Raw genomic sequence first — 22,934 nt, forward strand, 5'->3', positions numbered from 1 at the left:
GGCGTCACTTGACTTCAGGGAAATGACTCTTGGCAATTTACAGGGAAAAGAACTTCGGCGAGCGGCGCGATGCCGCCGGCGCGGCGAAGAAAGCACTGCTCGAAAAATTCAAGGCCCGTCCGGCTGCCGACGATCCGGAAGTGATCGCGCGTCAGGCTGAACGCAAGGCCATCCTCGAGGCTCGCGCCATCCGCGAAGCCGAGAAGGAAAAGCTCCGTCAGGAACGCCTGGCACGCGAAGCGGCCGAGAAGGCCGAGCGTGAAGCCAAGGCCGAGGCCGAGCGCCTCGCTGCCGAAGCAGCCGCGCTGGAAGAAGCCGCGCGTCGCGAGGCAGAAGAAGGCGACCGTATCGCTCGCCTGCTCGCAGACGAAGCGGAGCGCAAGGCCAAGCGCGATGCGCGTTACGCAGCGCGCAAGGCTCGCGGCAAGCGCATGCCTCCTTCGGCCAACTACGGCTGATAGGCCGGAGTGCCGTGCGTCCCTACGGACGCACGAAGGACGCTTTGACTTACTGAGTCTGCCAGTCGAGCCTTCCGAAAGCCTTTTCGGTTTTCGGGCTGACGCGTGAGACAACAAGTCCGAAATTCATGACGGCTCGCACTGGAGATGCCAAGCTCCGGTCGCGGGCCGCTTGTGCACGCCTATGGGGCTGCGGTTGTACAGATCATGCTGGCTGGATGAAATTGCGGCCCGCCGGTGAGGGCAGGCCGCAGATATGTGCGATGATGTTCAGGCGACCAGCTTGAGGCCGACGATGCCCGACACAATCAGGGCAATGCAGGCCAGGCGAAGTGCTGTCGCAGGTTCGCCGAGCAGCCAGATGCCAAGCATCGCGGTGCCGACCGTGCCGATGCCGGTCCATATCGCATAGGCGGTGCCGACAGGCAGCGTCTTCAGCGCAAGGCCGAGCAGGCCAAGGCTGACGATCATCGAGGCGATGGTGAGCACCGTCGGCATCGGCTTGGAAAAGCCGTCGGTGTATTTCAGGCCGATGGCCCAGCCGATTTCAAACAGGCCGGCAAAAAAGAGATAGGTCCATGCCATGGAACGCTCCAGCAAGTTGGCGGGTCGTCCCGACCGATCTGTAAAGGGGGAGGTGCAGGGTCGTCCCTGCACCTTGGAAGATAGAAACTTCCGAGAGCCGATACAACCGCGCCAGCAGTCTTGCCGGGCATATCAGCTATGCGGTTTTACTTGTCCTTGAGCTTGGTGGCCTGCACCGGAGGCGCCTTGAAAGCCGGCGTTGGGGCAGGCTTCTTGGCGTCTTTCTTGGGTTTCCGGGCTTCCTTGCCCGCCTTCATCGCACCCTTGGCCATGATTCGTTTCTCCCGCTTCTGGAATGCTGAGTGAAACGCGAAGTCGCGCCGCTTGCAAGAGGGCGGAAACATGGCAGTGGGGCCGGTGCGGAAACCGCTTGAGCATCGCGGGGCGGCCGCTACATTGATCCGGACGAGGGATCGATGGCAGCGCAGTCGGGCTCCAGATTTGTCATTTTTGCGGCGATCGCCGGCAATCTGCTGATCGCCGCGACCAAATTCGTCGCGGCCTTCTTCACCGGCAGTTCGGCCATGCTTTCGGAGGGTGTGCATTCACTTGTCGATACGGGCAATGGCGGACTGCTGCTCTATGGCCTGCACCGCGCCGCGCGGCCGCCGGACAGACAGCATCCCTTCGGCCATGGCCGCGAGCTCTATTTCTGGAGCTTCATCGTCGCCCTGCTGGTCTTCGCGCTCGGCGCCGGCGTCGCCTTCTACGAGGGTGTGATCCACATCCTGCATCCCGAGCCGATAGAGAACCCGCTGGTCAACTATGTCGTGCTTGGGTTGTGCATGGTCTTCGAAGGCGGCTCCTGGTTCGTCGCGCTCAAGGAGTTCCGCCGCAGCAAGGGCAATCTTGGCTACATACAGGCCGTGCGCCGCAGCAAGGACCCGAGCGTCTACACCGTGCTGTTCGAGGACAGTGCGGCACTGCTTGGCCTCGGCATCGCTTTGGCGGGCATTTCGGCAGCGCATTATTTTGAACAGCCATGGATGGATGGGGCCGCTTCGATCGGCATCAGTCTGATTCTCGCCGCAACGGCCGTCTTCCTGGCGGTCGAAAGCAAGGGGCTGCTGATGGGAGAGCCGGCGCTGCCTGATGTCCAGGAGGCGATTCTCGTCATTGCCCAGGCCGATCCGGCGGTGGAAAAGGCGAATGGCGTGCTGACCGTGCATCTCGGCCCCGAGCAGATCGTCGCCGGGCTCAGCCTGGATTTCGTCGACCACCTCTCGGCGGCCGACATCGAGACCTGCGTCGAGCGGCTTGAGGCCAGGCTCAAGGCAGAGGTGCCCGAGGTGACGGCAGTGTTCGTCAAGCCGCAGACATCGGGGCGTTGGCACGAGCGCCGCAGGAAGATCGAGGAAGGCAGCGCCTCCTAGAGGCGTACCTCGAAAAGGGAGAAAAGTGATGAAGATCGAAGGCGGCTGCCACTGCGGCGCCATCACCTACACGGCCGAGGTCGATCCGGAGAAGACCGCGATCTGCCACTGCACCGACTGCCAGAAGCTGACCGGCACGGCATTCCGCATCACCGTGCCCGTGCCGGAGGACAAGATCCGGTTTTCGGGCACGCCGAAGATTTATGTGAAGACGGGCGAAAGCGGCAACAAGCGCGCGCAGGGCTTCTGCCCCGAATGCGGCTCGCATCTGTTTGCGACGTCGGTGGGCGAGGGGCCGAAGGTCTATGGCCTGAGGACCGGTACCTCCGACCAGCGCGAGCATCTTGTGCCGCGCAAGCAGGTCTGGCATCGCTCGGCCCTGCATTGGCTGCCGGAATTCGAGGGTATGGAGACGGTGGAGAAGGCCTAGCTCAGTCTTCTTCGACGACGCGCAGGCGCAGCTGGCCGGTCTTGGAATCGGCGGCCCGTGCCGCCTGCTGTCGTGGCGCTTCCTCGGCGTCGCCACCCTGGCCGGCGCCGAACTCCAGCGCCTCGATCTTCTGGCCGCGTTTGGTGACCTTGGACGTCGATACCAGGATGTCGTCGATGTCCTTGGAGGCCTGGCCGAAATGGGTCTGCAGCTTGCGCACGCGCTCGTCGACGCGGCCGACATCCTCCATCAGCCGGATCACCTCGCCCTGGATCAGATGCGCCTGCTCGCGCATGCGGGCGTCCTTGAGGATTGCCTGGATCACCTGGATCGACAGCATCAGCAGCGACGGCGAGACGATGACGACCCGGGCGCGGTGGGCACGCTGCACGACGGCTTCGAAGTTCTCGTGAATCTCGGCGAAAACAGACTCCGACGGCACGAACATGAAGGCCGTGTCCTGGGTTTCGCCTGCGATCAGGTACTTTTCGGCGATGTCACGGATATGCACCTCGATGTCCCGCCGGAAGGACTGGGCTGCAACTTTCTGAGCATCGGTGCCCTCGGCGGCGCGAATGGCATTCCATGCCTCGAGCGGGAATTTTGCGTCGATGGCCAGCGACGGCGCATCGTTGGGCATGCGGATGAGGCAATCCGGCCGGCTGCCGTTGGACAGCGTCGCCTGGAATTCATACGCGCCAAGCGGCAAGCCGTCGGCGACGATCGCCTCCATGCGCGACTGGCCGAAGGCGCCGCGCGTCTGCTTGTTGGAGAGAATCGCCTGCAACTGCACCACCTGGCCGGCGAGCGACTGGATGTTGCCCTGCGCCGTGTCGATCACCGCCAGCCGCTCCTGCAGCTTCGCCAGGCTTTCATGCGTCGACCGGGTCTGCTCCGCCATCGTCTGGCCGAGGCGCCCGGTCATGGCGTCGAGCCGCTGGCTGAGCGATTGGGTCAGCTCCGCCTGGCGCGAGCCGAAGATCTCGGCGACGGTGCCGAGTCGGCCCTGCATTTCGGACTGTGCCTGCAATATGCCGGCCATGCGGGCCTCGGCGTCGCGGGCGTGGTCGGCGGCTTCTGCTGCGGCCACCGAGCGCGCCTTGGCCGCGCGCCATAGCGCTACGACCAGCACCAGCAGCAGGGCAAAGATCAACAGTGCGCCGAAGGCCAGCGCCTGACCGAGCGTGACAATGGTGGCGCCAAGCTGGGCGACTGGTTCGGAGAGGATCGTGGAAAGCGGGCTCATCCGTCGCAACATAGCCGATTCGCGGCCCGATGTTAGATCAAAGCAAGAACATTGGCCGTAACTGCCGGTTGACGGTTTCCGCGGGACATCTTAGGTGAGGCACATGACGATCAAGCCGCTCATTATCCTGCCCGATCCGCTCTTGCGCCTGGTTTCCAAGCCGGTCGAGCGCATCGATGACGCCACCCGCAAGTTCGCCCGCGATATGCTCGACACCATGTACGATGCGCCAGGCATCGGCCTTGCCGCCATCCAGGTTGGCGAGCCGCTGCGCATGCTGGTGATCGACCTTGCCAAGGAGGGCGAGGAGCCGGCGCCGATGACCGTCATCAACCCCGAGATTCTGACTCGCAGCGACGATCGCTCGGTCTATGAGGAAGGCTGCCTTTCGATCCCTGACTATTATGCCGAGGTCGAGCGCCCGGCCCATGTGCGGGTCAAATATTTCGACGAGAACGGCAAGGAACACGAAGTCGAGGCTGACGGCCTGCTGGCGACCTGCCTGCAGCATGAGATCGACCATCTCGATGGCGTGCTGTTCATCGACTACATCTCCAAGCTCAAGCGCGACATGGTGATGAAGAAGTTCAAGAAGCTCGCCAAGGACCGCCCGCCGAGCCGCATGGCCGGCTGAAGCGGACTTGCCACGGGGGCTGGAAAGATGCTTGCCCGAACGGGTAGGCGAAAGACGCCCACCGCCTGACCTTGCTGATCGGAGATTATTCCGAGCGCATCTTGTCCTTCAACCTGAATGCGGCGGTATCGTACGGCAAGATCATCGCACTGAGGGAAAGCATAGGGCGACCGATACTCGCGATGGACGCCATGATCGCTGCCATCTGCATCGTTCATGGGGCTAAGCTGGCCACGCGCAACGTCGGGGACTTCGACGGGCTTGACCTCGGGCTCGTAAACCCGTTTGAAGCAAATGCCTGAATGGTCGGCTGTCGCCGGCCGGGCCTGTTTGCCGGACTGCATATCTTATGAGCCTTCGCGTCATCTTCATGGGCACGCCGGATTTTTCCGTGCCGACGCTGCGCGCCATCGCCGAAGCCGGCCATGAAGTCGTTGCCGTCTATTCGCAGCCGCCACGCGCCGCAGGCCGTCGCGGGTTGGAATTGACGCCATCGCCGGTGCAGCGTGAGGCCGAGCGTCTTGGTATCGAGGTGCGCACGCCGCTGTCTCTCAAAAGCGAGGCAGAGCAGGCGGCGTTTCGTGAATTGAACGCCGACGTGGCGGTCGTCGTGGCTTATGGGCTGCTGCTGCCTAAGGCGATCCTCGATGGCACCCGGCTCGGCTGTTACAACGGCCACGCTTCGCTTCTGCCACGCTGGCGCGGTGCGGCCCCGATTCAGCGCGCCATCATGGCCGGCGACACCGAGACAGGCATGATGGTCATGCGTATGGAGGAGGGGCTGGACACCGGCCCGGTGGCCCGACTTGAAAAAGTCGCGATTACACCCGAAATGACAGCCGGCGAGCTGCACGACCTGCTGATGCAGGCCGGCGCTGCCCTGATGGTGGAGGCGCTGGCCGAACTCGAGGCCGGCAGGCTGGAAACGGCGCCACAGCCATCTGATGGCGTGACCTACGCCAAAAAGATCGATAAAGCGGAGACGCGCATCGATTGGACTTTGCCCGCACCGGAAGTGGACCGCCGCATTCGCGGCCTTTCGCCTTTCCCGGGTGCATGGTGCGAATTCGAGCTTGGCGGCAAGATGGAGCGGCTGAAATTGCTGCGTTCCGGATTGACCGCTGGACAAGGAGAGCCGGGAACGGCTCTCGACGACCGGTTGGAGATAGCCTGTGGCAAGGGTGCCGTCAGGTTGGTCGAGGTGCAGAAGGCGGGGGGAAAACCCGTCACCGCGGATGAATTTCTGCGCGGTGCCAAGATCGTAAAAGGAATGAAATTGTCATGAGCATGATGTCGATCAGGGCGGCTACGCCGCGCGACCGCGAGGCGATCCGTCTCGTCGAGGAACACGCATTCGGTCAGCGGGCCGAAGCCGGACTGGTGGATGCGCTGGTCGCCGATGGCGACGCAATCGTCGAGCTGGTGGCGGAGGAAGACGGCCAGGTCGTTGGCCATATCCTGTTCTCGCGCCTCTATGTGCAGAACGGCGGCAAGACCTTCCCGGCTGTGGCGCTGGCGCCGCTGGCCGTCGAGCCCGATTTCCATGGCACCGGCATCGGCGGCGCGCTCGTGCGCGAAGCCCATATCCGCCTCAAGGATGCCGGCGAAGTGCTCGCCGTGGTGCTGGGCGATCCGGCCTATTACGGCCGCTTCGGCTACAATCGCGAGCGCGCGGCGAAGTTCGAGAGCGACTATCAGTGCGATGCGCTGCAGGCTCTGGCCTGGGGCGATGCGCCTGAGACCGGCAAGCTGGTCTACGCCTCGGCCTTCGGCACAGCCCTCGCTGCCTGACCAAGCATCCGCATGCCGCGCTATCGCCTCGATATCGAATATGACGGTCGCGCCTATGCAGGATGGCAGCGGCAGGCCGACAACCATTCGGTTCAGGCGGCGATCGAGCAGGCGGTGCTGAAGTTCTCGGGCGACCAGGTGACGCTGCGCGGCGCCGGCCGTACCGATGCGGGCGTGCATGCCACCGCACAGGTGGCGCATGTCGATCTCACCAAGGCCTGGGCCGACGACAAGGTCCGCGACGCGGTCAATGCGCATCTCCAGGCGGCTGGCGAGACGGTCGCCGTCCTTGCCGCGCGGCAGGTAGCAGACGAGTTCGACGCCCGCTTCTCGGCGACGGGACGCCACTATATCTACCGCATCCTCAACCGCCGCGCGCCGGCGGCGATCGAGCGCGGCCAGGTCTGGTGGGTGCCCAAGCGCCTCGATCACGAAGCCATGGCCGAAGCGGCCAAGGTGCTGCTGGGTCGCCACGACTTCACCACCTTCCGTTCGACCCAGTGCCAGGCCAACAGCCCGCTGAGGACGCTTGAGCGCTTCGAGGTGACGCGCCACGGCGACAGGATCGAGATCGCGGCTTCCGCCCGTTCCTTCCTCCACAATCAGGTGCGCTCCATGGTGGGCAGCCTGAAGCGCGTCGGCGAGGGCGGCTGGACGGCGGACGATCTCAAGGCCGCGCTCGAAGCGCGCAACCGCGCCGCCTGCGGGCAGGTAGCGCCGCCTGATGGCCTCTACCTCACTGGCGTCGACTACTAGACGGCAGCGGCTGCAGCGTTTCCGTTTTTCTTCGAATTGCGGAATCCCTCTATCTCTTTGTTTTTGCGCAATTCCGGACAGAAAACCGCTGCGCACTTTTCCTGGAATTGCTCTAGTAGATCGGGTTCGTCCCGAGCTTGGGTGCCGGCCACTCCTGGGTGATTTCAGGCTGTACGGGGCGTTCGAGATAGGTCGACAGCACCACATAGCTGCGTGTCGAGGTCACGCCAGGCGTGTCGTAGATGCGGGCGAGCAGCCCTTCGAGGGCGCGCGTGTCCTCCGTCCGCACCTTGAGCAGTATGCAGGCGTCGCCAGCAACGGTGTGGATCTCCTCGACCTCGGGAAATGACGAAACCGCCATCAGTTCCGGTGTCTTGCCCCAGCCCCGCGTGTCGACATGGACGAAGGCCAGCAACGGCTTGCCGACGGCCCGAGGGTCCGCCATCGCCACTGTCTGGCGGATGGCGCCCGAGCGGCGCATGCGCTTGACCCGCTCATGCGCGGCCGGCGCCGACAGGCCAACCTTCTCGCCCAGTTCGGCATAAGAGACTGTTGCATCCTCCACCAGGGCGCTTAACAGCCTTCGGTCCGCCGCATCGATGGCGCGCTCCGGCGGCCGGTTCTGCCGAATGCCGTCTGTTTCTTCATCCATGCGGAAATTCTCCGTTGAAGCTGAACATCATTCGGAGAATATGCGCCCATGTCGAACGTCGATCAATCTTTTCCCGCCGTCGTGGAGCCGTTGGCCCGCATCCCCAGGTCGGCCTATCTGCTGACGGCCTGCATCGCCGTCATCGGCTCCAATTCGCTGGTGCTGGGGCCGATCGCGCCTGAGGTTGCCCGCAGCTTCGGCACCTCGGTTCCGTTGGTCATGGCCGCAGCCTCGGCCTTCGGTCTCGGCACGGCGGCGAGCGCGTTATTTCTGGCCCGCTACATCGACCGTTTCGGCGCAAGAAGCATGCTGCAATGGGCGCTTGGCCTTTTGGCCCTGGCGCTAGCCGGCAGCGCTCTCGCGCCGACAATCCCGGTGCTGATCGCAGCGCAGCTTGTTGCCGGCATTGCCGCCGGCATCGCGCTGCCAGCGATCTATGCAAGTGCGGCGGCAATCGCCCCGCCCGGCCGCGAAAGCGGCACCATCGGGGTGGTGCTGACCGGCTGGACGCTGTCGATGGTCGCAGGCGTGTCGCTGTCGGCCGTCATTGCCGATCTCATCCATTGGCGCGCCGTCTTTGCTATCGTCGCCGCGCTGGCCTTGGCCGCAGTTGCGGGCGTGGCGGCCGTGTCGCTGTCAGACAGGCCCAGCGGTAGCGTTGCTCCGGCTCCATTGGAGGCGCTGCGCACGCCCGGTATCGTGCCGCTGCTGATTGCCTGCGGCGCCTTCATGACGGCTTTCTACGGCGTCTATGGCTATCTCGGCGATCACCTGCACGAGGCGTTGGGACGCCCGGTCAGCGCCAGCGGCCTGGCGGCCGTGTCCTATGGCATCGGCTTCGGCGCGGCAGCACTGCTCGACGGGATCGTCGACCGGCTCGGAGCCCGTCGCGTCATGCCCATCGCCTATCTCGCCGCCGGCGGCGTCTATCTGCTGCTGGCAGCGGTATCGGGCAGTTTTGGCGGCTTGATTGCGTCCATGGCGTTGTGGGGGCTGATCAACCATTTCGGGCTCAACGTTCTGGTCACGCGCCTGTCGGCGCTCGATCCTGCCAGGCGGGGCACCATCATGGGGCTGAACAGCGCCGTAACCTACCTGGCAGTCTTTGTCGGCACGACCGCATTCGGTCCGCTCTATCAGGCCCTGGGGTTCGCAGCATCGGCACTGGTGGCCGCCGCCCTGATGCTGGTCGCAGCCGCCGCCGCGTGGCATTGACGGGTCAGTTGGGCACGGAAATCCCGAGCAGCGACTTCATTGCCAGAAGCGCGATCAGCGACACGACAAACAGGCTGGCGAACACGGCCGAACCGATCGCTGCCCCCTTGCCGATGGCGGCGTTGGTCATGCGCCAGGTCAGTGCCATGGACAGGCCGAACAGGGCCAGGGACAACAGCGACCCGAAGCCCTGGGCATCGTCGGGCACCAGCATGTGCAGCAGGGCAGCCGGAAGCATCAGCCAGGCGATGATCGCCGAGGTCCAGTTGCTCGCCACGACATAGTGGACGAAGCGGTCGCCGACGCCGGCGCGGCGGGCGACGAGCGCAAAGACGACAAGCGGCACGATCCAGGCGCTGATGTCGACCAGGGCAAGGCTGACGACGGTGCTCAGCCGGTCATTGAACGCCGCCGATTGCACCGCGAAATCGTTGGCCAGGCCCACCCAGCCGACAATGAGTGCCGGCGCGGCGACCAGGATGGCGAAGAACGAGTTCCAGAAACCGTCGGCGCTGAGGTCGAGCAGGCGCAGGCCGTCGGGCTTGCCCAGCATCAGTCGCCAGGCACCCGACAGGCTCTGCTGGATTTCCTCGCTGGCCAACATCTGCCTAAGCCGTTACCCGAACCAGTCTTCGATGAAGCGCTGGTAGACCTGTGTCAGTTGTTCCAGTTCGGCAAGCGGCACGCGTTCGTCGACCATATGCATGGTCTTGCCGACAAGGCCGAACTCGACCACGGGGCAATAGTCCTTGATGAAGCGCGCATCCGACGTGCCGCCCGTCGTCGACAGCTTGGGCTTGCGCCCGGTGACGGCCTTGATCGAACCGGACAGGGCTTCGACCAACTTGTCGTCGCGGGTCAGGAAGACGTGGCTCGGCGTATCGCGCCAGACGATGTCGAACTCGATCGGCTCCTTGCGCCCCTTGCGGTACTTCTTGCGGCCGCTGGCCTTGTCCAAACGGTTGTGGATCTCGGCCTGCAGCGTCTCGGCCGTCCAGGTGTCGTTGAAGCGGATGTTGAAGGATGCCGTCGCCTTGGCCGGAATGACGTTCGTCGCCGGGTTGCCGACATCGAACGTCGTAACCTCCAGGTTCGACGGCTGGAAATCCTTGGTGCCCTTGTCGAAGACAGGGTTGAGCAGGGCGTCGACCAGCGTCATCAGCCCGCGCACCGGATTGTCGGCAAGATGCGGGTAGGCGGCGTGGCCCTGCCGGCCATGAACGGTGATCGTGCCCGACAGCGAGCCGCGGCGGCCAATCTTGATCATGTCGCCGAGCTGATCCGGATTGGTCGGCTCGCCGACCAGCGACGCGTCCCACTTCTCGCCGCGTCCGGCAGCCCAGTCGAGCAGCTTGACGGTGCCGTTGATCGACGGGCCTTCCTCGTCGCCGGTGATGAGTAGTGAGATCGAACCCTTGGGGCCGCCCTTGGCTTCGACATGGCGTGCGACCGCCGCGATGAAACAGGCGATGCCGCCCTTCATGTCGACGGCGCCGCGGCCGTACATCTCGCCATTGTCGATGGCGGCCGAAAATGGCGGATGCTTCCAGGTGGCCTCGTCGCCGACAGGTACGACATCGGTGTGGCCGGCAAACATCAGATGCGGCCCGTTGCCCGAGCGTCGCGCATAGAGGTTCTCGACATCAGGCGTGCCGGACTCCGAGAAGGTCGGGCGCTCCACGGTGAAGCCGAGCGGCTTCAGCATCGCTTCGAGTGCGGTCAGCGCACCGCCTTCGGCCGGCGTGACCGACGGGCAGCGGATGAGGGCGGCGAGGTTCACGGAGGGGTCTGTCGGCATTTTCATGGCGACAGCGATAATTGAATCGGTGCCCCCTGTCACGACGTTCGGTTGCCTCAGGGGCATCCGCCTCCAGCTTCGCTAAAGCGTCATGACCTCGCCTGAAGGAAGGCGACCGTCCGCTCGAGCGCAGTGCGGCCGGCGTCGACGTCGAGGTTGAACTGGTATTCGTGCGGCAGTGGCGGCTGGTAATCCCTGGCGAAGAACAGCGTGTCTGTCTTGACGCCGAGCTTCTGCGCGGCCTCGGCCAGCCGATGCGACTGTTCCTCCAGCGGATCGGCATTGCCGACGGTGATGAAGGCCGGCGGGAAGGCTGCGGTCATGTTCTCGATGATCGAGAATTGCCGGATGCGCGGGTCGCCGTCGAAGTCCCGGTTGCCGAGATAGGACCAGAACACGGTGCGCAGGAAGCCGCCGGCGGCACCGTCGAAATTGGCGAGTCGCGGGTCGTAGCCGCCGCAGTCGAGCACGATGCCACGCAGCGGGGCGGCGCCGATGGCAGGAACGATGTTCATGCCCTGTCCATAGCCGGGCGTGGTGACGACGTTGGCGAGCTGCGCCGCGATCTGGGCGCCGGCGGAATCGCCGGCAAGGAAGATGCGCGTGGGGTCGATGTAGAATTCCCCGGCCTTTGCATTCAGGAAGGCGAGCGCCTCATTGGCCTGGATGACGGGCGTGGGATATTTCGCAGCCGGCGCGATGGAATAGTCGATGCCGACGGCAACAAAGCCCTTGCTTGCGAGGATGCGCAGGTAATTGGCGACGTGCTCCTTGCTGCCTGAAATCCACGCCCCACCATGCACCCACATGATGACGGGCAAGGCCTTGTCGGTGCCTTCGATTTCGGAGGGATAGAACACGTCGAGCCTGTTGGCCGCGTCCGGTCCGTAGGGAACATCGAGCTTTTCCGCGATGCCGTCTGGCACATGCTTCTGCAACGCTGCCGCCGCCGCATCGCCGCCACGGTCGAAGAAGTAGCGGATGACGACAGCCGCCGGCCACGGGCTGAGCTGGAAGGCCGCGAAGCCGGTGACGGCTAGCACGATCAAAGCCCCCACCAGACCGATCAAAAGCCTCCTGAGCATCAGCCCTCCCAACGATGCATGTCGACGGCAGAGGATGGCACGTCTCGTGGAGGTCGGCGAGAGCTGGCGTTGCCAGGGAGGTCTGCCGTCACTCGGGCGGGGTGCTGGGATGCCCCATGGTTTCCAGTGGCCGCCGAAGACATCGGCGATTTTTAAGTCGCATTTTAAGTCTCCTGCAAGCAGCGACTGGCACTGTAGCGGTATGAGAATCGCCACGATCACCCATTGGGCCTACGGCATCACCGTCGTGCTGACGGCGCTTTCCGGCGTCTCGTTCATGTTGTCGTCCAACAGCGCCCTTCAGGAGCGCGCCGCGGCTGAAGCACATCTGACGCTCGACACGCTGAGCGAAGAGCTAGCCCTTGGCGCGGAAGTCCGCAGCGACGAGGCGAGGCTGTACGTGATGCGCGGCGAGGAGCGCCATCTCCAGGCATTCCGTTCGGATGAGGCTGCCGAACGGCGGCTGGAGGCTGTCACGTCGGAACTGGCCGCACGCGATCCCGCGCCGGCGGAAGCCGCCGCGCTGCAGGCGATCGACGGCCAGGCGGAGGAACTGGACAAGCTCGAAGCGGCCGCGATCCAGGCCTATCAGAATGGAAACAAGGCAGCCGCACAGGAAGCCCTTTTCGGCGCCGAGCATGAACGGGTTCAGAACGCTCTCCTCCAGACGGTCGCCCATTTTCGTGACCTGACCGCTGCACGCACGACCGCAGCACTCGATGCGGCGCGCGACCGCAGCAACTGGTGGAGCCTTGTCGCCAAGATCATGCTGGCGACCACAGGGGCGCTGTTTGTTGCCGTGCTCTATTTCGTCCTCAGCCGACGGGTGGCGATGCCACTGCGGCACATGACCGGGATCGTCAGTCGCCTGGCCAAGCAGGATTACAGCGTCGAGGTTCCGGTCAACCGTCGTGCCGACGAGATCGGTGAGATGAGCGACGCCATCGAGGGTTTCCGTACCAATCTGATCGAGCGCGAAAAGCTCGACGCCGAGCGACTTGCCGACCAGCATATGAAGGACCTCATCCTTCAGATGATGCACCGCGTGCAGGCATGCCGTGACCAGGGGGAACTGACCGACGTGGTCGTGCGCTTCGCACCGCAGATATTCCCCGACCTTGCTGGCGGTCTCTACGTTCTCAACGAAGGCAGGACATCACTGGCACGTGTCGGCCTGTGGCACAATCCGGAGCACTCGGCGGCGGAGTTCCCGGCCGCCGCATGCTGGGGCCTGCGGCGTGGCCGCTCACATCACAGCGGCGTCAATGGCGCCGATGTTCCGTGCCAGCATGTAAATCCGCCCGGCGTGGCGACGCTTTGCGTTCCCCTGACGGCCCAGGGCGACATGATCGGGCTGCTGTATCTCGAAGAGCGCGAAGATGGCGCACTCGAGCCGGCGGGTTCGCGGCTCTACCTCGAACTGATCGCCGAGAATGTCGGCCTCGCCATTGCCAATCTGCAATTGCAGGAAAAGCTGACGGCACTCGCCGTGAGCGATCCACTCACTGGCCTGTTCAACCGTCGGTTCCTTGACGAGACGCTGCAGCGGCACGCCCGAGATCATAGGGACGAGCCGGTTGCCTGTCTGATGATCGACATCGACCACTTCAAGCGCTTCAACGACCAGTTCGGCCATGATGCCGGCGACCTTGTCATGCAGTTCGTCGGACAGTCGCTGCGCGAAGCCTGTGGGTCATCAGGCGATGCTTTCCGCTTCGGCGGGGAAGAGTTCACCGCGCTTCTGCCGTCCTTCGGCGAGGCAGACGGGGTGGCGCTTGCCGACACGCTGCGCGAAAAGATCGGCGCCGTGGCGCTCTCCCATGCCGGCCAGGTTCTTGGCGCGGTCTCCGTTTCCGTCGGGGTGGCGGCCTCTCCAACGGGCGGTTCGGTCGAAACGCTTGTGACGCGGGCCGACGCTGCCTTGCTGGAAGCGAAAGCCGGTGGCCGCAACCGGACCATGGCCGCAAGCAAGATCAGAAAGTCGGCCTGAGGCCTCAGGCCGACTGACGATGCCATGTCCCGCATTGCATCGGGAATTGCCAGACGGGGTCTGCTGTCGCCTATAGTGGCTGCCGGGAGGGCCCATGGCCAAGGACCACCAGACAATCGTTGTTGCGGGTGCCGGCAGCATCGGCTGCTACGCCGGCGCGTGCCTTGCTCTTGCGGGACGTGATGTGCGCCTGCTGGCGCGGCCGCATATGGCTGAAACGATCAACCGCGAGGGGCTGGTTTTCAGCGATCTAGATGGTCGTCGTACGGCGATCGCGGGCAGGGCGATGACGGTCGACGCCGATCCTGCCGTTCTTGCCGATGCCGACATCGTGCTGGTGACGGTGAAGAGCGGCGACACCGCCGGCATGGCCGAAAAAATCGCCCGCCATGCCCCGGCCACTGCAACCATTGTCAGCCTGCAGAACGGCATCGACAATCCGGCACGGCTGCGCGCCGTGGTGGGCCAAAGACGCGTCGTTGCCGGCATGGTGCCGTTCAATGTCGTGCAGTCGGGCGAAGGTGAGCGCCCGCTGCGTGTCCACCGCGCCAGCGACGGCACTGTCCTGATCGAGGTCGGTGACGAGCCGCTGCGGGCGCTGCTCGATGTCGAGGGATTCCCGGTTTCTACTCATGCCGACATGGCCGGCGTGCAGTGGGGCAAGCTCCTGATGAACCTCAACAATGCGCTGGTGGCCCTGTCCGACCTGCCGCTGGCGACCGAACTGGCCGACCGGCGCTGGCGCCGCCTGTTGGCCGCCCAGATATCGGAGGCGCTGGCTGCGATGCGCGGCAACGGCATCGTGCCGGCCAAGGTGGCCGCCGTGCAGCCTGGCTTGCTGCCTTATGTCCTGCGCCTGCCCGACTGGCTCTTCCTGCGCCTGGCGAAACGTATGCTGGCGATCGATCCCGAAGCACGCTCGTCGATGTGGGAGGATTTGGTGCGCCACCGTCGCACCGAGGTCGACGATCTCCAGGGGGCGGTTGTCAGGCTGGCGCGCAAGGCCGGCATCGAGGTGCCGGTAACCGAACAGGTTATCGCGCTGGTGCGCGCGGCCGAAGCGGCCAAAGCAGGCTCGCCGCGATTGGCACCGGAGGCAATCGCCTAGCTCTGTCGCGTGGCCTCGATCAGCGTGATCTTCTGCCAGATTTTGCGCGACAGGTTCGAGCCGAGATCCTCGATGTCGTTGACGGCACCCGTGACCACCTCGTCCTGGATGGCCTGTGCGAACAGCGCCGCGAGTTTGCCGGTGACCGACAGCATTTCCGAGCAATAGTCGAGATAGCGGGCCAGCTCGGCCGGATCCTTGATCCGCTGCGGCGAATGCGCAGTCGGCGTGAACGTGCCCGAGAGTGCTGCCGGGTCCTTGGTCAGCTGGTGCATGTCGATGACATGGATCAGCGAGCGCAGGCCATGCAGCTCCTTGAAGATCTGCTTGCGCTTGAGACGCTGCTCGACGCTATTGAGGGCGAGGAAGCCGACGCCGCCAAGGATCAGCGTGTTGAGCGTTGCCTCCACGCCCTGCACGAAGTCGAAGGCGCCGGTCGAGATACGGTCGAAGGACAGGATCGAGCCGACGAAGACGAACATGCCGGCGCCAAGGGCGATCACCGACCAGGTGATGATCCTGAGCCACCAGATCGGCCGCGCCAGCTTTTCGGCCGCCGTGGCAAGATCGCGTGACATGACGACCAGTTCGGAGGCAACGCTGGCGAGGCCCGAATTCGGGAACCGGTCGCCGATGCGCGCCTCAAGCGACCGCGCGGTCTCTGCTATCTTTTCGGGATCGAGTGTTCTGTAGGACATCGCACCCGCCCCTCTGCCACTAGCGCGGTGCGTTGGTGTGCTCGCCGAACTGGTTCGGCCCGGGCGTGCCCGGATAGATGCACAGCGCCACGAAGGCGAAGATCGAGACGATGGGGATGAAAAGCGCGACCGCAAACAGGCCGGGCTTGTCGATGTCGTGCAGCCTTTTGACGCTGAAGGCGATATGCGCCCAAAGGAAGGCGAGGAAGATCAGGCCGAACAGGAACGACCACACCTGCCCGGCCGAACTCTCGGGGTGCACGCGCATGAACTGGTAGAGCGGGAACGACACCACCATCAGCATGAACAGGAAGCCAAGCAGATAGGCGGCGCGGTTGACGCGGCCTGAAAACTTGAAGAACAGCCAGAAGAAATCGATGTTGTTAGGCAAGCGGGTCCGGTCCGTATTGGTTTGCGCCGCGGTCGCCTTCTAGGATGCCCAGTTCTACCAGGATCCAGACACAGCCGATGACCGGAACGATTGCGATAAGGCTCCACCAGCCTGTTTTGCCGCGATCATGCCAGCGCTTGGCAAAGACCGCGAGCGCTATGTAGTACACCGCAAGGCCGAAGACAAAGGTGGTGGCGCTGCGGGCCAAGAATCGGGTGAAGTGGGAGCTGGGATCCAGGCCGTTCAGTCCGAGCGTCCTGAGAAGCGCAGCGTACGCGCCCATGATCGCCATAACGACCGCAACGCCCGCCCAAAACTTGGTCCGGTTGATGCGTCCCTTGTAGCTCGTCAGCAGGTACTTCCAGTCCACGCGACCCTCCGAAGCCAGTCCGCCGGCGCGACAAACACGCCGGCGGAACTTGCTTCGGTTTCAATGAAAGATCAATCGCGCAGCAGCTCGTTGATCGAGGTCTTGGAGCGGGTCTTGGCGTCGACGCGCTTGACGATGACGGCGCAATAGAGGCTCGGGCCCTGATCGCCGTTCGGCAGCGGCTTGCCAGGCATCGAGCCGGCGACAACCACCGAATTGGCCGGCACTTCGCCGTAGAACACTTCGCCGGTCGCACGGTCGACGATCTTGGTCGACTGGCCGATGAAGACGCCCATGCCGAGCACCGAGCCTTCGCGCACGATGCAGCCCTCGACGACTTCCGAACGCGCGCCGATAAAGCAGTTGTCCTCGATGATGGTCGGGCCGGCCTGCATGGGCTCGAGCACGCCGCCGATGCCGACGCCACCGGAGAGGTGCACGTTCTTGCCGATCTGGGCGCAGGAGCCGACCGAGGCCCAGGTGTCGACCATGGTGCCGCTGTCGACATAGGCGCCGACATTGACGAAGGACGGCATCAGCACCACGCCCGGCGCGACATAGGCCGATTTGCGCACCACGGCCGAAGGCACCGAGCGGAAACCGGCCTTTTCATAGTCGACCGCTCCCCAGCCGTCGAACTTGGACGGCACCTTGTCCCACCAGGAAGCGCCGCCCGGAGCGCCGGAGATCAGCTCCATCGGCTTGAGGCGGAAGGACAGCAGCACCGCCTTCTTGAGCCACTGGTTGACGTGCCATTTGCCGTCGTCCTGGCGTTCGGCGACACGTGCCGCGCCTTTGTCGAGCAGGTCGAGCGATGCCTCGATGGCGTCGCGGATTTCACCGCGCGTCGATGTCGAAATGCCGTCGCGTTCCTCGAACGCCCGGTCGATGATCTTTTCGAGGCTGGCCACGTCAGGCTTCGACATAAACATCTCCGTTACTAGCCGTTAAGGCTAAGGCTTCTAAGCTGGCATAAAATCGCGCGGACCCTATGTCAGGCTGTAGTGGGGGTCAATCGCGGTGGCGACATCGAATGCCGCGGTAAACGGGAAATTGGACACTGAGTTGAATATGAATCCGATGGACAAGACTGGCTGGACGCCGCTGCCGCACTCCGACCAGGATCTGGAGCGCGCCAAGAGCGTGCCCGACACACCGCAGACCCGGGCCCCGACCTATCGCCTCGCCTGGAACGACGAAGATTTCATGACCCAGCGCGAGTTGCGCCCGGTCAGGCTGCAGCTCGAACTGCTGAAGACCGAGATGACGCTCGCCGAGCGTGGCATCCGTTCAACGGTCATCCTGTTCGGCGGCGCGCGCATTCCCGAACCGGGCGGCGAGGCGTGGGCGGCCAAGAACGAGACCCAGCGCAAGAACCTCGAGGCCAACAGCAGATATTACGACGAGGCGCGCAAGTTCGCCCGCCTGTGCTCGCAGCACTCGGCCGCGTCCTACTACCGCGAGTTCGTTGTCGTCACCGGCGGCGGTCCGGGCGTGATGGAGGCCGGCAATCGCGGCGCCGACGACGTCGGAGCACCCTCCATCGGCCTCAACATCGTTCTGCCGCACGAGCAGGCGCCCAACCCCTATGTGACGCCGGAGCTGTGCTTCAACTTCCACTATTTCGCCATCCGCAAGATGCATTTCGTCATGCGCGCCAAGGCGGTTGCCGTGTTCCCCGGGGGCTTCGGCACCCTGGACGAATTTTTCGAGACGCTGACGCTGATCCAGACCGGGCGCATGGAGCGCGTGCCCGTCATCCTGTTCGGCAAGTCATTCTGGAAGCGTGCGATCGACCTCGATTTCCTTGCCGACCAGGGCACGATCACGCCCGGCGACCAGGACATCATCGACTTCGTCGACACCGCCGACGAGGCCTGGGAGATCATCAGCCGGTTCTACGGCCTTTGATCGCTTCGCTGGCGTTGCGTCCAGCGGCTGCGGCCGGTGGACCAGCGTCACCAGCACGAAGGAAATGATCATCAGGAGATACCAGGAGCCGAGCTTCTGGATCGACACCGGCGACCAGCCGTCATGCTGGCCGGGATAGATCCAGGCGCGCGACCAGGTGCCGATGTTTTCGGCGAACCAGATGAACAGTGCCACCAAAAGGAAACCCAGAAGCAGCGGCATGCGGTGGCGGAAGCGAAAGACGCGGTAATGCACCGCCGTCCTGAGGTAGAGCAGGGCGGTCACCGCAAACAGGCCGTAGCGGATGTCCACGGTGAAATGGTGGGCGAAGAAATTGACGTAGATCGCCGCGCACAGAAGCACCGTTGCCCAAAGCGGCGGGTAGTGGGTATAGCGCATGTCGAAGATGCGGCTGACGCGAGCTAGATATGAGCCGACAGCGGCGTACATGAAGCCGGAGAACAACGGCACGGCACCGATGCGGAACAGGCTGTCTTCCGGATAGGACCATGAGCCGGCCGATGTCTTGAACACCTCCATCGCTGTGCCGACGATGTGGAAGATCAGGATGACCTTGGCCTCGGATGGCTTCTCCAGCTTCAGCGCCAGCATCGCCGCCTGGATGGCAAGCGCCGACAGGAACAGGAAGTCGTAGCGCGTCAGCGTTGCCTGTTCCGGCCACCACAGTCTTGTCGCCATGATCAGCGCCAAAAGCAGCCCGCCGAACAGGCAGGCCCAGGCCTGCTTGAGGCCGAAGACCAGGAACTCGACGAGCGCGCCCGAAACACCCCCTGTCGGCAGGCGGTCGAGCACGGCATGCGCCGCGGCATCGATCCGCCCCTCGACCGAGGTGAAACGCTTCACTTCGAGGTGGCTTCCACGAGCGTCGTCAGGAAGGTGGCGAGGTCGTCGGTGACGAAGTCGACGTCGTCCTCGTTCTCGGCATCGCGTTCCCAGATCTCCGAGAAGGTCGGCTCGAAGTTGCGCGGCACGATCAGCACCGTGGTCATGCCCAGCGCCTTCGGTACGGCGAGGTTGCGGGCGAGGTCCTCGAACATGACGGCGTTGGGGCCGGCCACCTTGTGAAGTTCGGCGAACTTCTCGTAGGTCGCCCGCGCCGGCTTCGGCGTCAGGCCGGCCGCGACGATGTCGAAGATGTCGTCGAAATGCTCGAGGATGCCGAGCTGGCGCGCGGTGCGCTCGGCGTGGCTGCGATTGCCGTTGGTGAAGATGAACTTGCGGCCGGGCAGCTGGTGGATGGCAGCGCCCAGCACCGGATCGGGCACCAGCCAGGAATAGTCGATGTCGTGGACATGCTCGAGGAAGGCGTCGGGGTCGATGCCGTGGCGGTTCATCAACCCGTTCAGCGTGGTGCCATATTCCAGGTAGAGCTCCTTCTGCAGCTTGCGCGCATCTTCGCGCGACAGCGTCAGAAGCTCAGCCACATAGCCCGTCATCTTGACGTCGATCTGCGAAAACAGATTCGAGTGGTGCGGGTAGAGCGTGTTGTCGAGGTCGAACACCCAGTCGGTGACGTGGTCGAAGCGGGCGGGATCTGGAACTTGGGTCATGCGGTCCTTATGGCACGGTTCGTGGAATTTGGAAGCGCCCGTACTTCATCACAATTGACCCCGACCTTGGCGAAATTCGGCAAGGTGGGTCAAATTTTAACTACCCGCGAAAGATGAACTTCAGTTGATGCTGGCATTCCATCAGCCGGCAGGGAGCAGAAATTGAAGCGAGTCTTTTTCCGTACAGGTCTAGTCACGGTTCTGGCCGTCCTCGGGTCGTTGGCGCTCGTCCTCACCTTGGTGCCGATGCTCGGCGGCAAGATCGACGATCTGACCTACACCCTGACCCTGGTCTGCCCGGTGGTGATCGCCTTTCCGATGGCCTTTTATACCTTCTGGCAGGGCATGAAGCTCGAGGTGGCGCACCAGGACCTGACCCGCGCCCACGCCCAGCTCGCCGCCGCCCACAGGCGTCTGTCGGAGAAGGCGAGCCGCGACGAGATGACCGGCATGCTCAACCGCGAGAACTTCTTTGCCGCTCTCGACGGTTCGCGTCGCAAATCCGACCGCGGCGCCTTGCTGATCATCGACGCCGATCATTTCAAGCAGATCAACGACAGTTTCGGCCATCTCACCGGCGACCAGGCGCTGCTGGAGATCGCAGCCGCCATCACGCGCGGCGTCCGTAGCGGCGACATTCTCGGCCGCATCGGCGGCGAGGAGTTCGGCGCCTTCCTGATCGGCGCAACGCCTGAGGAAGCCAAGCTGGTCGCCGAGCGCGTCCGCAAGGAAGTCGAGCAGCTGCGCTTCCAGCCCAGCGTCGAGCGCGCGGTGCCGCTTACCGTCAGCATTGGCGGCACCACCTGTGCTGTCGACGCCAATGTCTCCGAACTGATGCGGGCGGCCGACAAGCGGCTCTACGAAGCCAAGCGCCGTGGCCGCAACCTGACGATCATCGACAAGGAAATGCCCGAGGCGGCGTGACTGCGCTCGAATCGGAAGCATCGCCTTGATGCGGGATGGTGGCGTTTGCCGCCGTCCCTTTTGGCACTTGAATCTGGCCGATACCGCTCGCCATGGCGAAAGTCTTGTACGAAAAATGCGGTACATTCCGGTCGATCCGGTGCCAAAGATGAAGTTGGGCTTCGACAGCCGGACGATTCGCCCTACATCGAACGGGTCTCTGATGATGCCGACGTGACTGGAGCAACATTTTCCTGGGCTGTCGAAATCAGGCGGTTCGGAACGACATCGGTCTGCATGATGCGATCTCAATGCGGAAACTGTATGGGCCACGGTTCTCTCTGAGGGCCGTGCCGAACGGTCCGGGCTCAGCTACCGCAGTCAAAGGAACCGGAAATGACGTTTACCCATAGCTCGCCAGCCACGCCCGAGGAGGCGTATCCGAGACGCTGGATTGCGATGGCAATCCTGCTCCTGGCCGGGTTCATGAACCTGATCGACGTGACCATCGTCAACGTCGCGCTGCCGCGGCTTCAATCCGGGCTTGGTGCGACGAGCAGCCAGATCGAATGGGTGGTGGCAGCCTATGTGCTGGCCTTCGCGCTCGGCCTGCTGCCGTTCGGCAGGCTCGGCGACGTGGTCGGGCGCAAACGTCTGTTTCTGATCGGCGTGGCGAGTTTTACGGTGTTTTCGGCACTGTGCGGGCTGGCGCCGACAATGGCGACGCTGATCGTCGCGCGCGTGCTGCAGGGGCTGGCCGGCGCCATGATGATGCCGCAGGTGCTGGCGATCACCCAGGTGATCTTTCCGCCGCAGGAACGTGGGTTTGCCTTCTCGCTTTTCGGTCTGTCGGCGGGCCTCGCCTCTGTCGCTGGGCCTCTTGCCGGTGGCCTGCTGATCAGTGCCAACATCCTTGGCCTCGACTGGCGGCCGATCTTCCTGGTCAACATCCCGGTTGGAATTCTGGCGGTGATAGCAGGGCGGGCCCTTATCCCCGACATGCCCGGGCGGCCTGAGCTGACGCAGGATCCATTGGGTATCCTGATCGCCAGCGCTGCGGTCTTTCTGCTGGTGTTCCCGCTTATCGAGGGCCATGCCTATGGCTGGCCGTGGTGGACCTTTGTGATGATCGCACTGGCAGTTGTCGTGATGGCCAGCTTCTTTGCGCATCAAAAGGCGCGGGCGAAGCGCGAACAGAGCCAGTTGCTGCCGGTGGCCCTGATGACCAACGGCAATTTCCTGCTTGGGTCGGCGATGACTATGACGTTTTTCTCAGGTGTCGCAGGCTTCTTCCTGGTGCTGGCCGTCTTCCTGCAAACCGGGTTTGGACTGACGCCGCTGCAATCAGGATTGACGACTGTGCCGTTCCCTATCGGCGTGCTGATCGCCTCGCTCATTTCGGGGCGGCTGGGCAGCCGTTGGCCTCACAGGCGCATCGTCGCCGGAGCGCTCGTCATGGGCACTGGCATGGGCTGGCTGCGCTTCGTCGTTGCCGGTGTGGGGGATGCCGTTGACCACTGGAACTTCGTCCTGCCGTTGCTGATGTGCGGTTTCGGCATGGGCATCGCCATCTCGTCGCTGTTCCAGACCGTGCTGTCGACCGTGCCGCCGCGCGACGCCGGTTCGGGGTCGGGTGCGGTGCAGGCCTTTCAGCAGATCGGCGCCGCACTTGGCATCGCCGTCACCGGGCAGATCTTCTTTTCGACCCTGGACGGCAGCGCGGGCCAGCCTCCGCATGTCGCCTTTGTCTCGGCTATGGAGCGTGCGCTTGTCTACGAGATGGTGGCCTTCGCGCTCGTGGCGGCGATGGTGTTCTTCCTGAAGCCGGCAGCGCCGCAAGGCAGCCATGGCAAACGTGTCGAAAGCCAGCAACCGCTTCCCGTGGAAATGTAACGGCAGCGCCTTCTGCCCGGTTCCTGCGGCTTACAATATCGCCTTGAAAACCGTTCCGATTTTCGAGGCGATGCTG

At 63.9% G+C, this 22,934-nt stretch carries 25 protein-coding genes and 2 pseudogenes; 14 read left to right on the plus strand and 13 right to left on the minus strand.

Going from position 1 to position 22,934, the window contains the following annotated elements:
- The first annotated feature begins 29 nt into the window (after nucleotides 1–29).
- On the plus strand, nucleotides 30–458 hold the full coding sequence (locus tag NDO48_RS14730) for a DUF6481 family protein (protein ID WP_018426263.1): 429 nt from the start codon (nucleotides 30–32) through the stop codon (nucleotides 456–458).
- Nucleotides 459–728: 270 nt separating this feature from the next.
- Here NDO48_RS14730 and sugE read toward each other — a convergent pair whose 3' ends face one another.
- Together sugE and NDO48_RS14740 are read right to left on the minus strand one after the other, a co-directional pair.
- Nucleotides 729–1,043 (minus strand): quaternary ammonium compound efflux SMR transporter SugE, encoded by a 315-nt coding sequence (gene sugE / locus NDO48_RS14735; protein ID WP_018426264.1) that lies wholly within the window; start codon nucleotides 1,041–1,043, stop codon nucleotides 729–731.
- 146 nt (nucleotides 1,044–1,189) lie between these two features.
- Complete coding sequence (locus NDO48_RS14740; RefSeq protein ID WP_267321702.1) at nucleotides 1,190–1,315, minus strand: hypothetical protein; 126 nt, start codon at nucleotides 1,313–1,315, stop codon at nucleotides 1,190–1,192.
- 144 nt (nucleotides 1,316–1,459) lie between these two features.
- On the opposite strand from NDO48_RS14740, the gene NDO48_RS14745 reads away from it, so the two are divergent.
- A complete protein-coding gene (locus NDO48_RS14745; RefSeq protein ID WP_267321703.1) occupies nucleotides 1,460–2,416 on the plus strand; it encodes a cation diffusion facilitator family transporter in 957 nt (318 codons plus the stop codon).
- Nucleotides 2,417–2,444: 28 nt separating this feature from the next.
- On the plus strand, nucleotides 2,445–2,846 hold the full coding sequence (locus NDO48_RS14750) for a GFA family protein (protein ID WP_267321704.1): 402 nt from the start codon (nucleotides 2,445–2,447) through the stop codon (nucleotides 2,844–2,846).
- A 1-nt stretch (nucleotide 2,847) separates the two neighbouring features.
- On the opposite strand, the gene NDO48_RS14755 is transcribed toward NDO48_RS14750, so the two are convergent.
- Nucleotides 2,848–4,092 (minus strand): DNA recombination protein RmuC, encoded by a 1,245-nt coding sequence (locus tag NDO48_RS14755; protein ID WP_018426268.1) that lies wholly within the window; start codon nucleotides 4,090–4,092, stop codon nucleotides 2,848–2,850.
- 103 nt (nucleotides 4,093–4,195) lie between these two features.
- On the opposite strand from NDO48_RS14755, the gene def reads away from it, so the two are divergent.
- The 5 genes and pseudogenes from def to truA all read left to right on the plus strand — a co-directional run bounded on the left by def (nucleotide 4,196) and on the right by truA (nucleotide 7,273).
- On the plus strand, nucleotides 4,196–4,726 hold the full coding sequence (gene def, locus NDO48_RS14760; protein WP_018426269.1) for a peptide deformylase: 531 nt from the start codon (nucleotides 4,196–4,198) through the stop codon (nucleotides 4,724–4,726).
- Nucleotides 4,727–4,869: 143 nt separating this feature from the next.
- A pseudogene (locus NDO48_RS14765) lies at nucleotides 4,870–5,028 on the plus strand (type II toxin-antitoxin system VapC family toxin); the annotation flags it as partial.
- Nucleotides 5,029–5,075: 47 nt separating this feature from the next.
- Nucleotides 5,076–6,011: a methionyl-tRNA formyltransferase gene (gene fmt / locus NDO48_RS14770; protein WP_018426271.1), complete on the plus strand. Its 936-nt coding sequence runs from the start codon at nucleotides 5,076–5,078 to the stop codon at nucleotides 6,009–6,011.
- Nucleotides 6,008–6,517 carry a GNAT family N-acetyltransferase gene (locus NDO48_RS14775; protein ID WP_018426272.1) on the plus strand — a complete coding sequence of 170 codons (510 nt, stop codon included), beginning with the start codon at nucleotides 6,008–6,010 and terminating at the stop codon, nucleotides 6,515–6,517. Before fmt ends, NDO48_RS14775 begins: the two co-directional genes overlap by 4 nt.
- A 12-nt stretch (nucleotides 6,518–6,529) precedes the next feature.
- Nucleotides 6,530–7,273 (plus strand): tRNA pseudouridine(38-40) synthase TruA, encoded by a 744-nt coding sequence (gene truA, locus NDO48_RS14780; protein ID WP_018426273.1) that lies wholly within the window; start codon nucleotides 6,530–6,532, stop codon nucleotides 7,271–7,273.
- 112 nt (nucleotides 7,274–7,385) lie between these two features.
- Here the strand turns inward: truA and NDO48_RS14785 are convergent, their stop codons facing one another.
- Complete coding sequence (locus NDO48_RS14785) at nucleotides 7,386–7,925, minus strand: Lrp/AsnC family transcriptional regulator (RefSeq protein WP_267321705.1); 540 nt, start codon at nucleotides 7,923–7,925, stop codon at nucleotides 7,386–7,388.
- A 48-nt stretch (nucleotides 7,926–7,973) separates the two neighbouring features.
- Between NDO48_RS14785 and NDO48_RS14790 the strand changes: the two genes are divergently transcribed.
- A complete protein-coding gene (locus NDO48_RS14790; RefSeq protein ID WP_267321706.1) occupies nucleotides 7,974–9,140 on the plus strand; it encodes an MFS transporter in 1,167 nt (388 codons plus the stop codon).
- A gap of 4 nt (nucleotides 9,141–9,144) precedes the next feature.
- On the opposite strand, the gene NDO48_RS14795 is transcribed toward NDO48_RS14790, so the two are convergent.
- From NDO48_RS14795 to NDO48_RS14805, 3 genes are all read right to left on the minus strand, one after another.
- Nucleotides 9,145–9,744 carry a hypothetical protein gene (locus NDO48_RS14795; RefSeq protein ID WP_018426276.1) on the minus strand — a complete coding sequence of 200 codons (600 nt, stop codon included), beginning with the start codon at nucleotides 9,742–9,744 and terminating at the stop codon, nucleotides 9,145–9,147.
- A gap of 12 nt (nucleotides 9,745–9,756) precedes the next feature.
- Nucleotides 9,757–10,944 (minus strand): succinyl-diaminopimelate desuccinylase, encoded by a 1,188-nt coding sequence (gene dapE, locus NDO48_RS14800; RefSeq protein ID WP_267321707.1) that lies wholly within the window; start codon nucleotides 10,942–10,944, stop codon nucleotides 9,757–9,759.
- A gap of 83 nt (nucleotides 10,945–11,027) precedes the next feature.
- Complete coding sequence (locus NDO48_RS14805) at nucleotides 11,028–12,023, minus strand: alpha/beta hydrolase (RefSeq protein WP_267321708.1); 996 nt, start codon at nucleotides 12,021–12,023, stop codon at nucleotides 11,028–11,030.
- A gap of 202 nt (nucleotides 12,024–12,225) precedes the next feature.
- Here NDO48_RS14805 and NDO48_RS14810 point away from each other — a divergent pair, with 202 nt between their 5' ends.
- Both NDO48_RS14810 and NDO48_RS14815 read left to right on the plus strand, forming a co-directional pair.
- Nucleotides 12,226–14,013, plus strand: a complete 1,788-nt coding sequence (locus NDO48_RS14810; protein ID WP_267321709.1) for a diguanylate cyclase — start codon at nucleotides 12,226–12,228, stop codon at nucleotides 14,011–14,013.
- Nucleotides 14,014–14,107: 94 nt separating this feature from the next.
- Complete coding sequence (locus NDO48_RS14815) at nucleotides 14,108–15,121, plus strand: 2-dehydropantoate 2-reductase (RefSeq protein WP_267321710.1); 1,014 nt, start codon at nucleotides 14,108–14,110, stop codon at nucleotides 15,119–15,121.
- On the opposite strand, the gene NDO48_RS14820 is transcribed toward NDO48_RS14815, so the two are convergent.
- The 4 genes from NDO48_RS14820 to dapD form a co-directional block, all read right to left on the minus strand.
- Complete coding sequence (locus NDO48_RS14820; protein WP_267321711.1) at nucleotides 15,118–15,819, minus strand: hypothetical protein; 702 nt, start codon at nucleotides 15,817–15,819, stop codon at nucleotides 15,118–15,120. The two genes, NDO48_RS14815 and NDO48_RS14820, sit on opposite strands and share 4 nt — an antisense overlap.
- 19 nt (nucleotides 15,820–15,838) lie before the next feature.
- The gene (locus NDO48_RS14825) at nucleotides 15,839–16,210 is read right to left on the minus strand and encodes a DUF805 domain-containing protein (protein ID WP_018426282.1); all 372 of its coding nucleotides are present in this window, start codon (nucleotides 16,208–16,210) and stop codon (nucleotides 15,839–15,841) included.
- Nucleotides 16,203–16,580: a DUF805 domain-containing protein gene (locus NDO48_RS14830; protein ID WP_267321712.1), complete on the minus strand. Its 378-nt coding sequence runs from the start codon at nucleotides 16,578–16,580 to the stop codon at nucleotides 16,203–16,205. Before NDO48_RS14830 ends, NDO48_RS14825 begins: the two co-directional genes overlap by 8 nt.
- A gap of 71 nt (nucleotides 16,581–16,651) precedes the next feature.
- Nucleotides 16,652–17,506, minus strand: a complete 855-nt coding sequence (gene dapD / locus NDO48_RS14835) for a 2,3,4,5-tetrahydropyridine-2,6-dicarboxylate N-succinyltransferase (RefSeq protein ID WP_018426284.1) — start codon at nucleotides 17,504–17,506, stop codon at nucleotides 16,652–16,654.
- A 145-nt stretch (nucleotides 17,507–17,651) separates the two neighbouring features.
- Between dapD and NDO48_RS14840 the strand changes: the two genes are divergently transcribed.
- Nucleotides 17,652–18,491, plus strand: coding sequence for an LOG family protein (locus tag NDO48_RS14840; protein ID WP_018426285.1), 840 nt, complete (start codon nucleotides 17,652–17,654; stop codon nucleotides 18,489–18,491).
- 15 nt (nucleotides 18,492–18,506) lie between these two features.
- Here the strand turns inward: NDO48_RS14840 and NDO48_RS14845 are convergent.
- Nucleotides 18,507–19,355, minus strand: a pseudogene (locus NDO48_RS14845) (DUF817 domain-containing protein); the annotation flags it as partial.
- On the minus strand, nucleotides 19,352–20,062 hold the full coding sequence (locus tag NDO48_RS14850) for a pyrimidine 5'-nucleotidase (protein WP_018426287.1): 711 nt from the start codon (nucleotides 20,060–20,062) through the stop codon (nucleotides 19,352–19,354). The gene NDO48_RS14850 and the pseudogene NDO48_RS14845, both read right to left, overlap by 4 nt.
- 162 nt (nucleotides 20,063–20,224) lie before the next feature.
- Here NDO48_RS14850 and NDO48_RS14855 point away from each other — a divergent pair, with 162 nt between their 5' ends.
- Complete coding sequence (locus tag NDO48_RS14855; RefSeq protein WP_026226836.1) at nucleotides 20,225–20,986, plus strand: GGDEF domain-containing protein; 762 nt, start codon at nucleotides 20,225–20,227, stop codon at nucleotides 20,984–20,986.
- A 375-nt stretch (nucleotides 20,987–21,361) separates the two neighbouring features.
- Nucleotides 21,362–22,858, plus strand: a complete 1,497-nt coding sequence (locus NDO48_RS14860) for an MFS transporter (protein WP_267321714.1) — start codon at nucleotides 21,362–21,364, stop codon at nucleotides 22,856–22,858.
- Nucleotides 22,859–22,934 lie beyond the last annotated feature (76 nt).

The organism is Aminobacter sp. MET-1 (assembly GCF_026521175.1).
In the GTDB taxonomy this organism is placed as follows: Bacteria; Pseudomonadota; Alphaproteobacteria; order Rhizobiales; family Rhizobiaceae; genus Aminobacter.

Coding starts and splice junctions, on each gene's coding strand:
- NDO48_RS14820 (WP_267321711.1), bottom strand. CDS start 15,819: ATGTCCTACAGAACACTCGATCCCGAAAAGATAGCAGAGACCGCGCGG.
- sugE (WP_018426264.1), bottom strand. CDS start 1,043: ATGGCATGGACCTATCTCTTTTTTGCCGGCCTGTTTGAAATCGGCTGG.
- NDO48_RS14815 (WP_267321710.1), top strand. CDS start 14,108: ATGGCCAAGGACCACCAGACAATCGTTGTTGCGGGTGCCGGCAGCATC.
- dapD (WP_018426284.1), bottom strand. CDS start 17,506: ATGTCGAAGCCTGACGTGGCCAGCCTCGAAAAGATCATCGACCGGGCG.
- NDO48_RS14860 (WP_267321714.1), top strand. CDS start 21,362: ATGACGTTTACCCATAGCTCGCCAGCCACGCCCGAGGAGGCGTATCCG.
- NDO48_RS14785 (WP_267321705.1), bottom strand. CDS start 7,925: ATGGATGAAGAAACAGACGGCATTCGGCAGAACCGGCCGCCGGAGCGC.
- NDO48_RS14750 (WP_267321704.1), top strand. CDS start 2,445: ATGAAGATCGAAGGCGGCTGCCACTGCGGCGCCATCACCTACACGGCC.
- NDO48_RS14790 (WP_267321706.1), top strand. CDS start 7,974: ATGTCGAACGTCGATCAATCTTTTCCCGCCGTCGTGGAGCCGTTGGCC.
- dapE (WP_267321707.1), bottom strand. CDS start 10,944: ATGAAAATGCCGACAGACCCCTCCGTGAACCTCGCCGCCCTCATCCGC.
- NDO48_RS14775 (WP_018426272.1), top strand. CDS start 6,008: ATGAGCATGATGTCGATCAGGGCGGCTACGCCGCGCGACCGCGAGGCG.
- NDO48_RS14840 (WP_018426285.1), top strand. CDS start 17,652: ATGAATCCGATGGACAAGACTGGCTGGACGCCGCTGCCGCACTCCGAC.
- NDO48_RS14850 (WP_018426287.1), bottom strand. CDS start 20,062: ATGACCCAAGTTCCAGATCCCGCCCGCTTCGACCACGTCACCGACTGG.
- NDO48_RS14755 (WP_018426268.1), bottom strand. CDS start 4,092: ATGAGCCCGCTTTCCACGATCCTCTCCGAACCAGTCGCCCAGCTTGGC.
- truA (WP_018426273.1), top strand. CDS start 6,530: ATGCCGCGCTATCGCCTCGATATCGAATATGACGGTCGCGCCTATGCA.
- def (WP_018426269.1), top strand. CDS start 4,196: ATGACGATCAAGCCGCTCATTATCCTGCCCGATCCGCTCTTGCGCCTG.
- NDO48_RS14740 (WP_267321702.1), bottom strand. CDS start 1,315: ATGGCCAAGGGTGCGATGAAGGCGGGCAAGGAAGCCCGGAAACCCAAG.
- fmt (WP_018426271.1), top strand. CDS start 5,076: ATGAGCCTTCGCGTCATCTTCATGGGCACGCCGGATTTTTCCGTGCCG.
- NDO48_RS14745 (WP_267321703.1), top strand. CDS start 1,460: ATGGCAGCGCAGTCGGGCTCCAGATTTGTCATTTTTGCGGCGATCGCC.
- NDO48_RS14810 (WP_267321709.1), top strand. CDS start 12,226: ATGAGAATCGCCACGATCACCCATTGGGCCTACGGCATCACCGTCGTG.
- NDO48_RS14795 (WP_018426276.1), bottom strand. CDS start 9,744: ATGTTGGCCAGCGAGGAAATCCAGCAGAGCCTGTCGGGTGCCTGGCGA.
- NDO48_RS14805 (WP_267321708.1), bottom strand. CDS start 12,023: ATGCTCAGGAGGCTTTTGATCGGTCTGGTGGGGGCTTTGATCGTGCTA.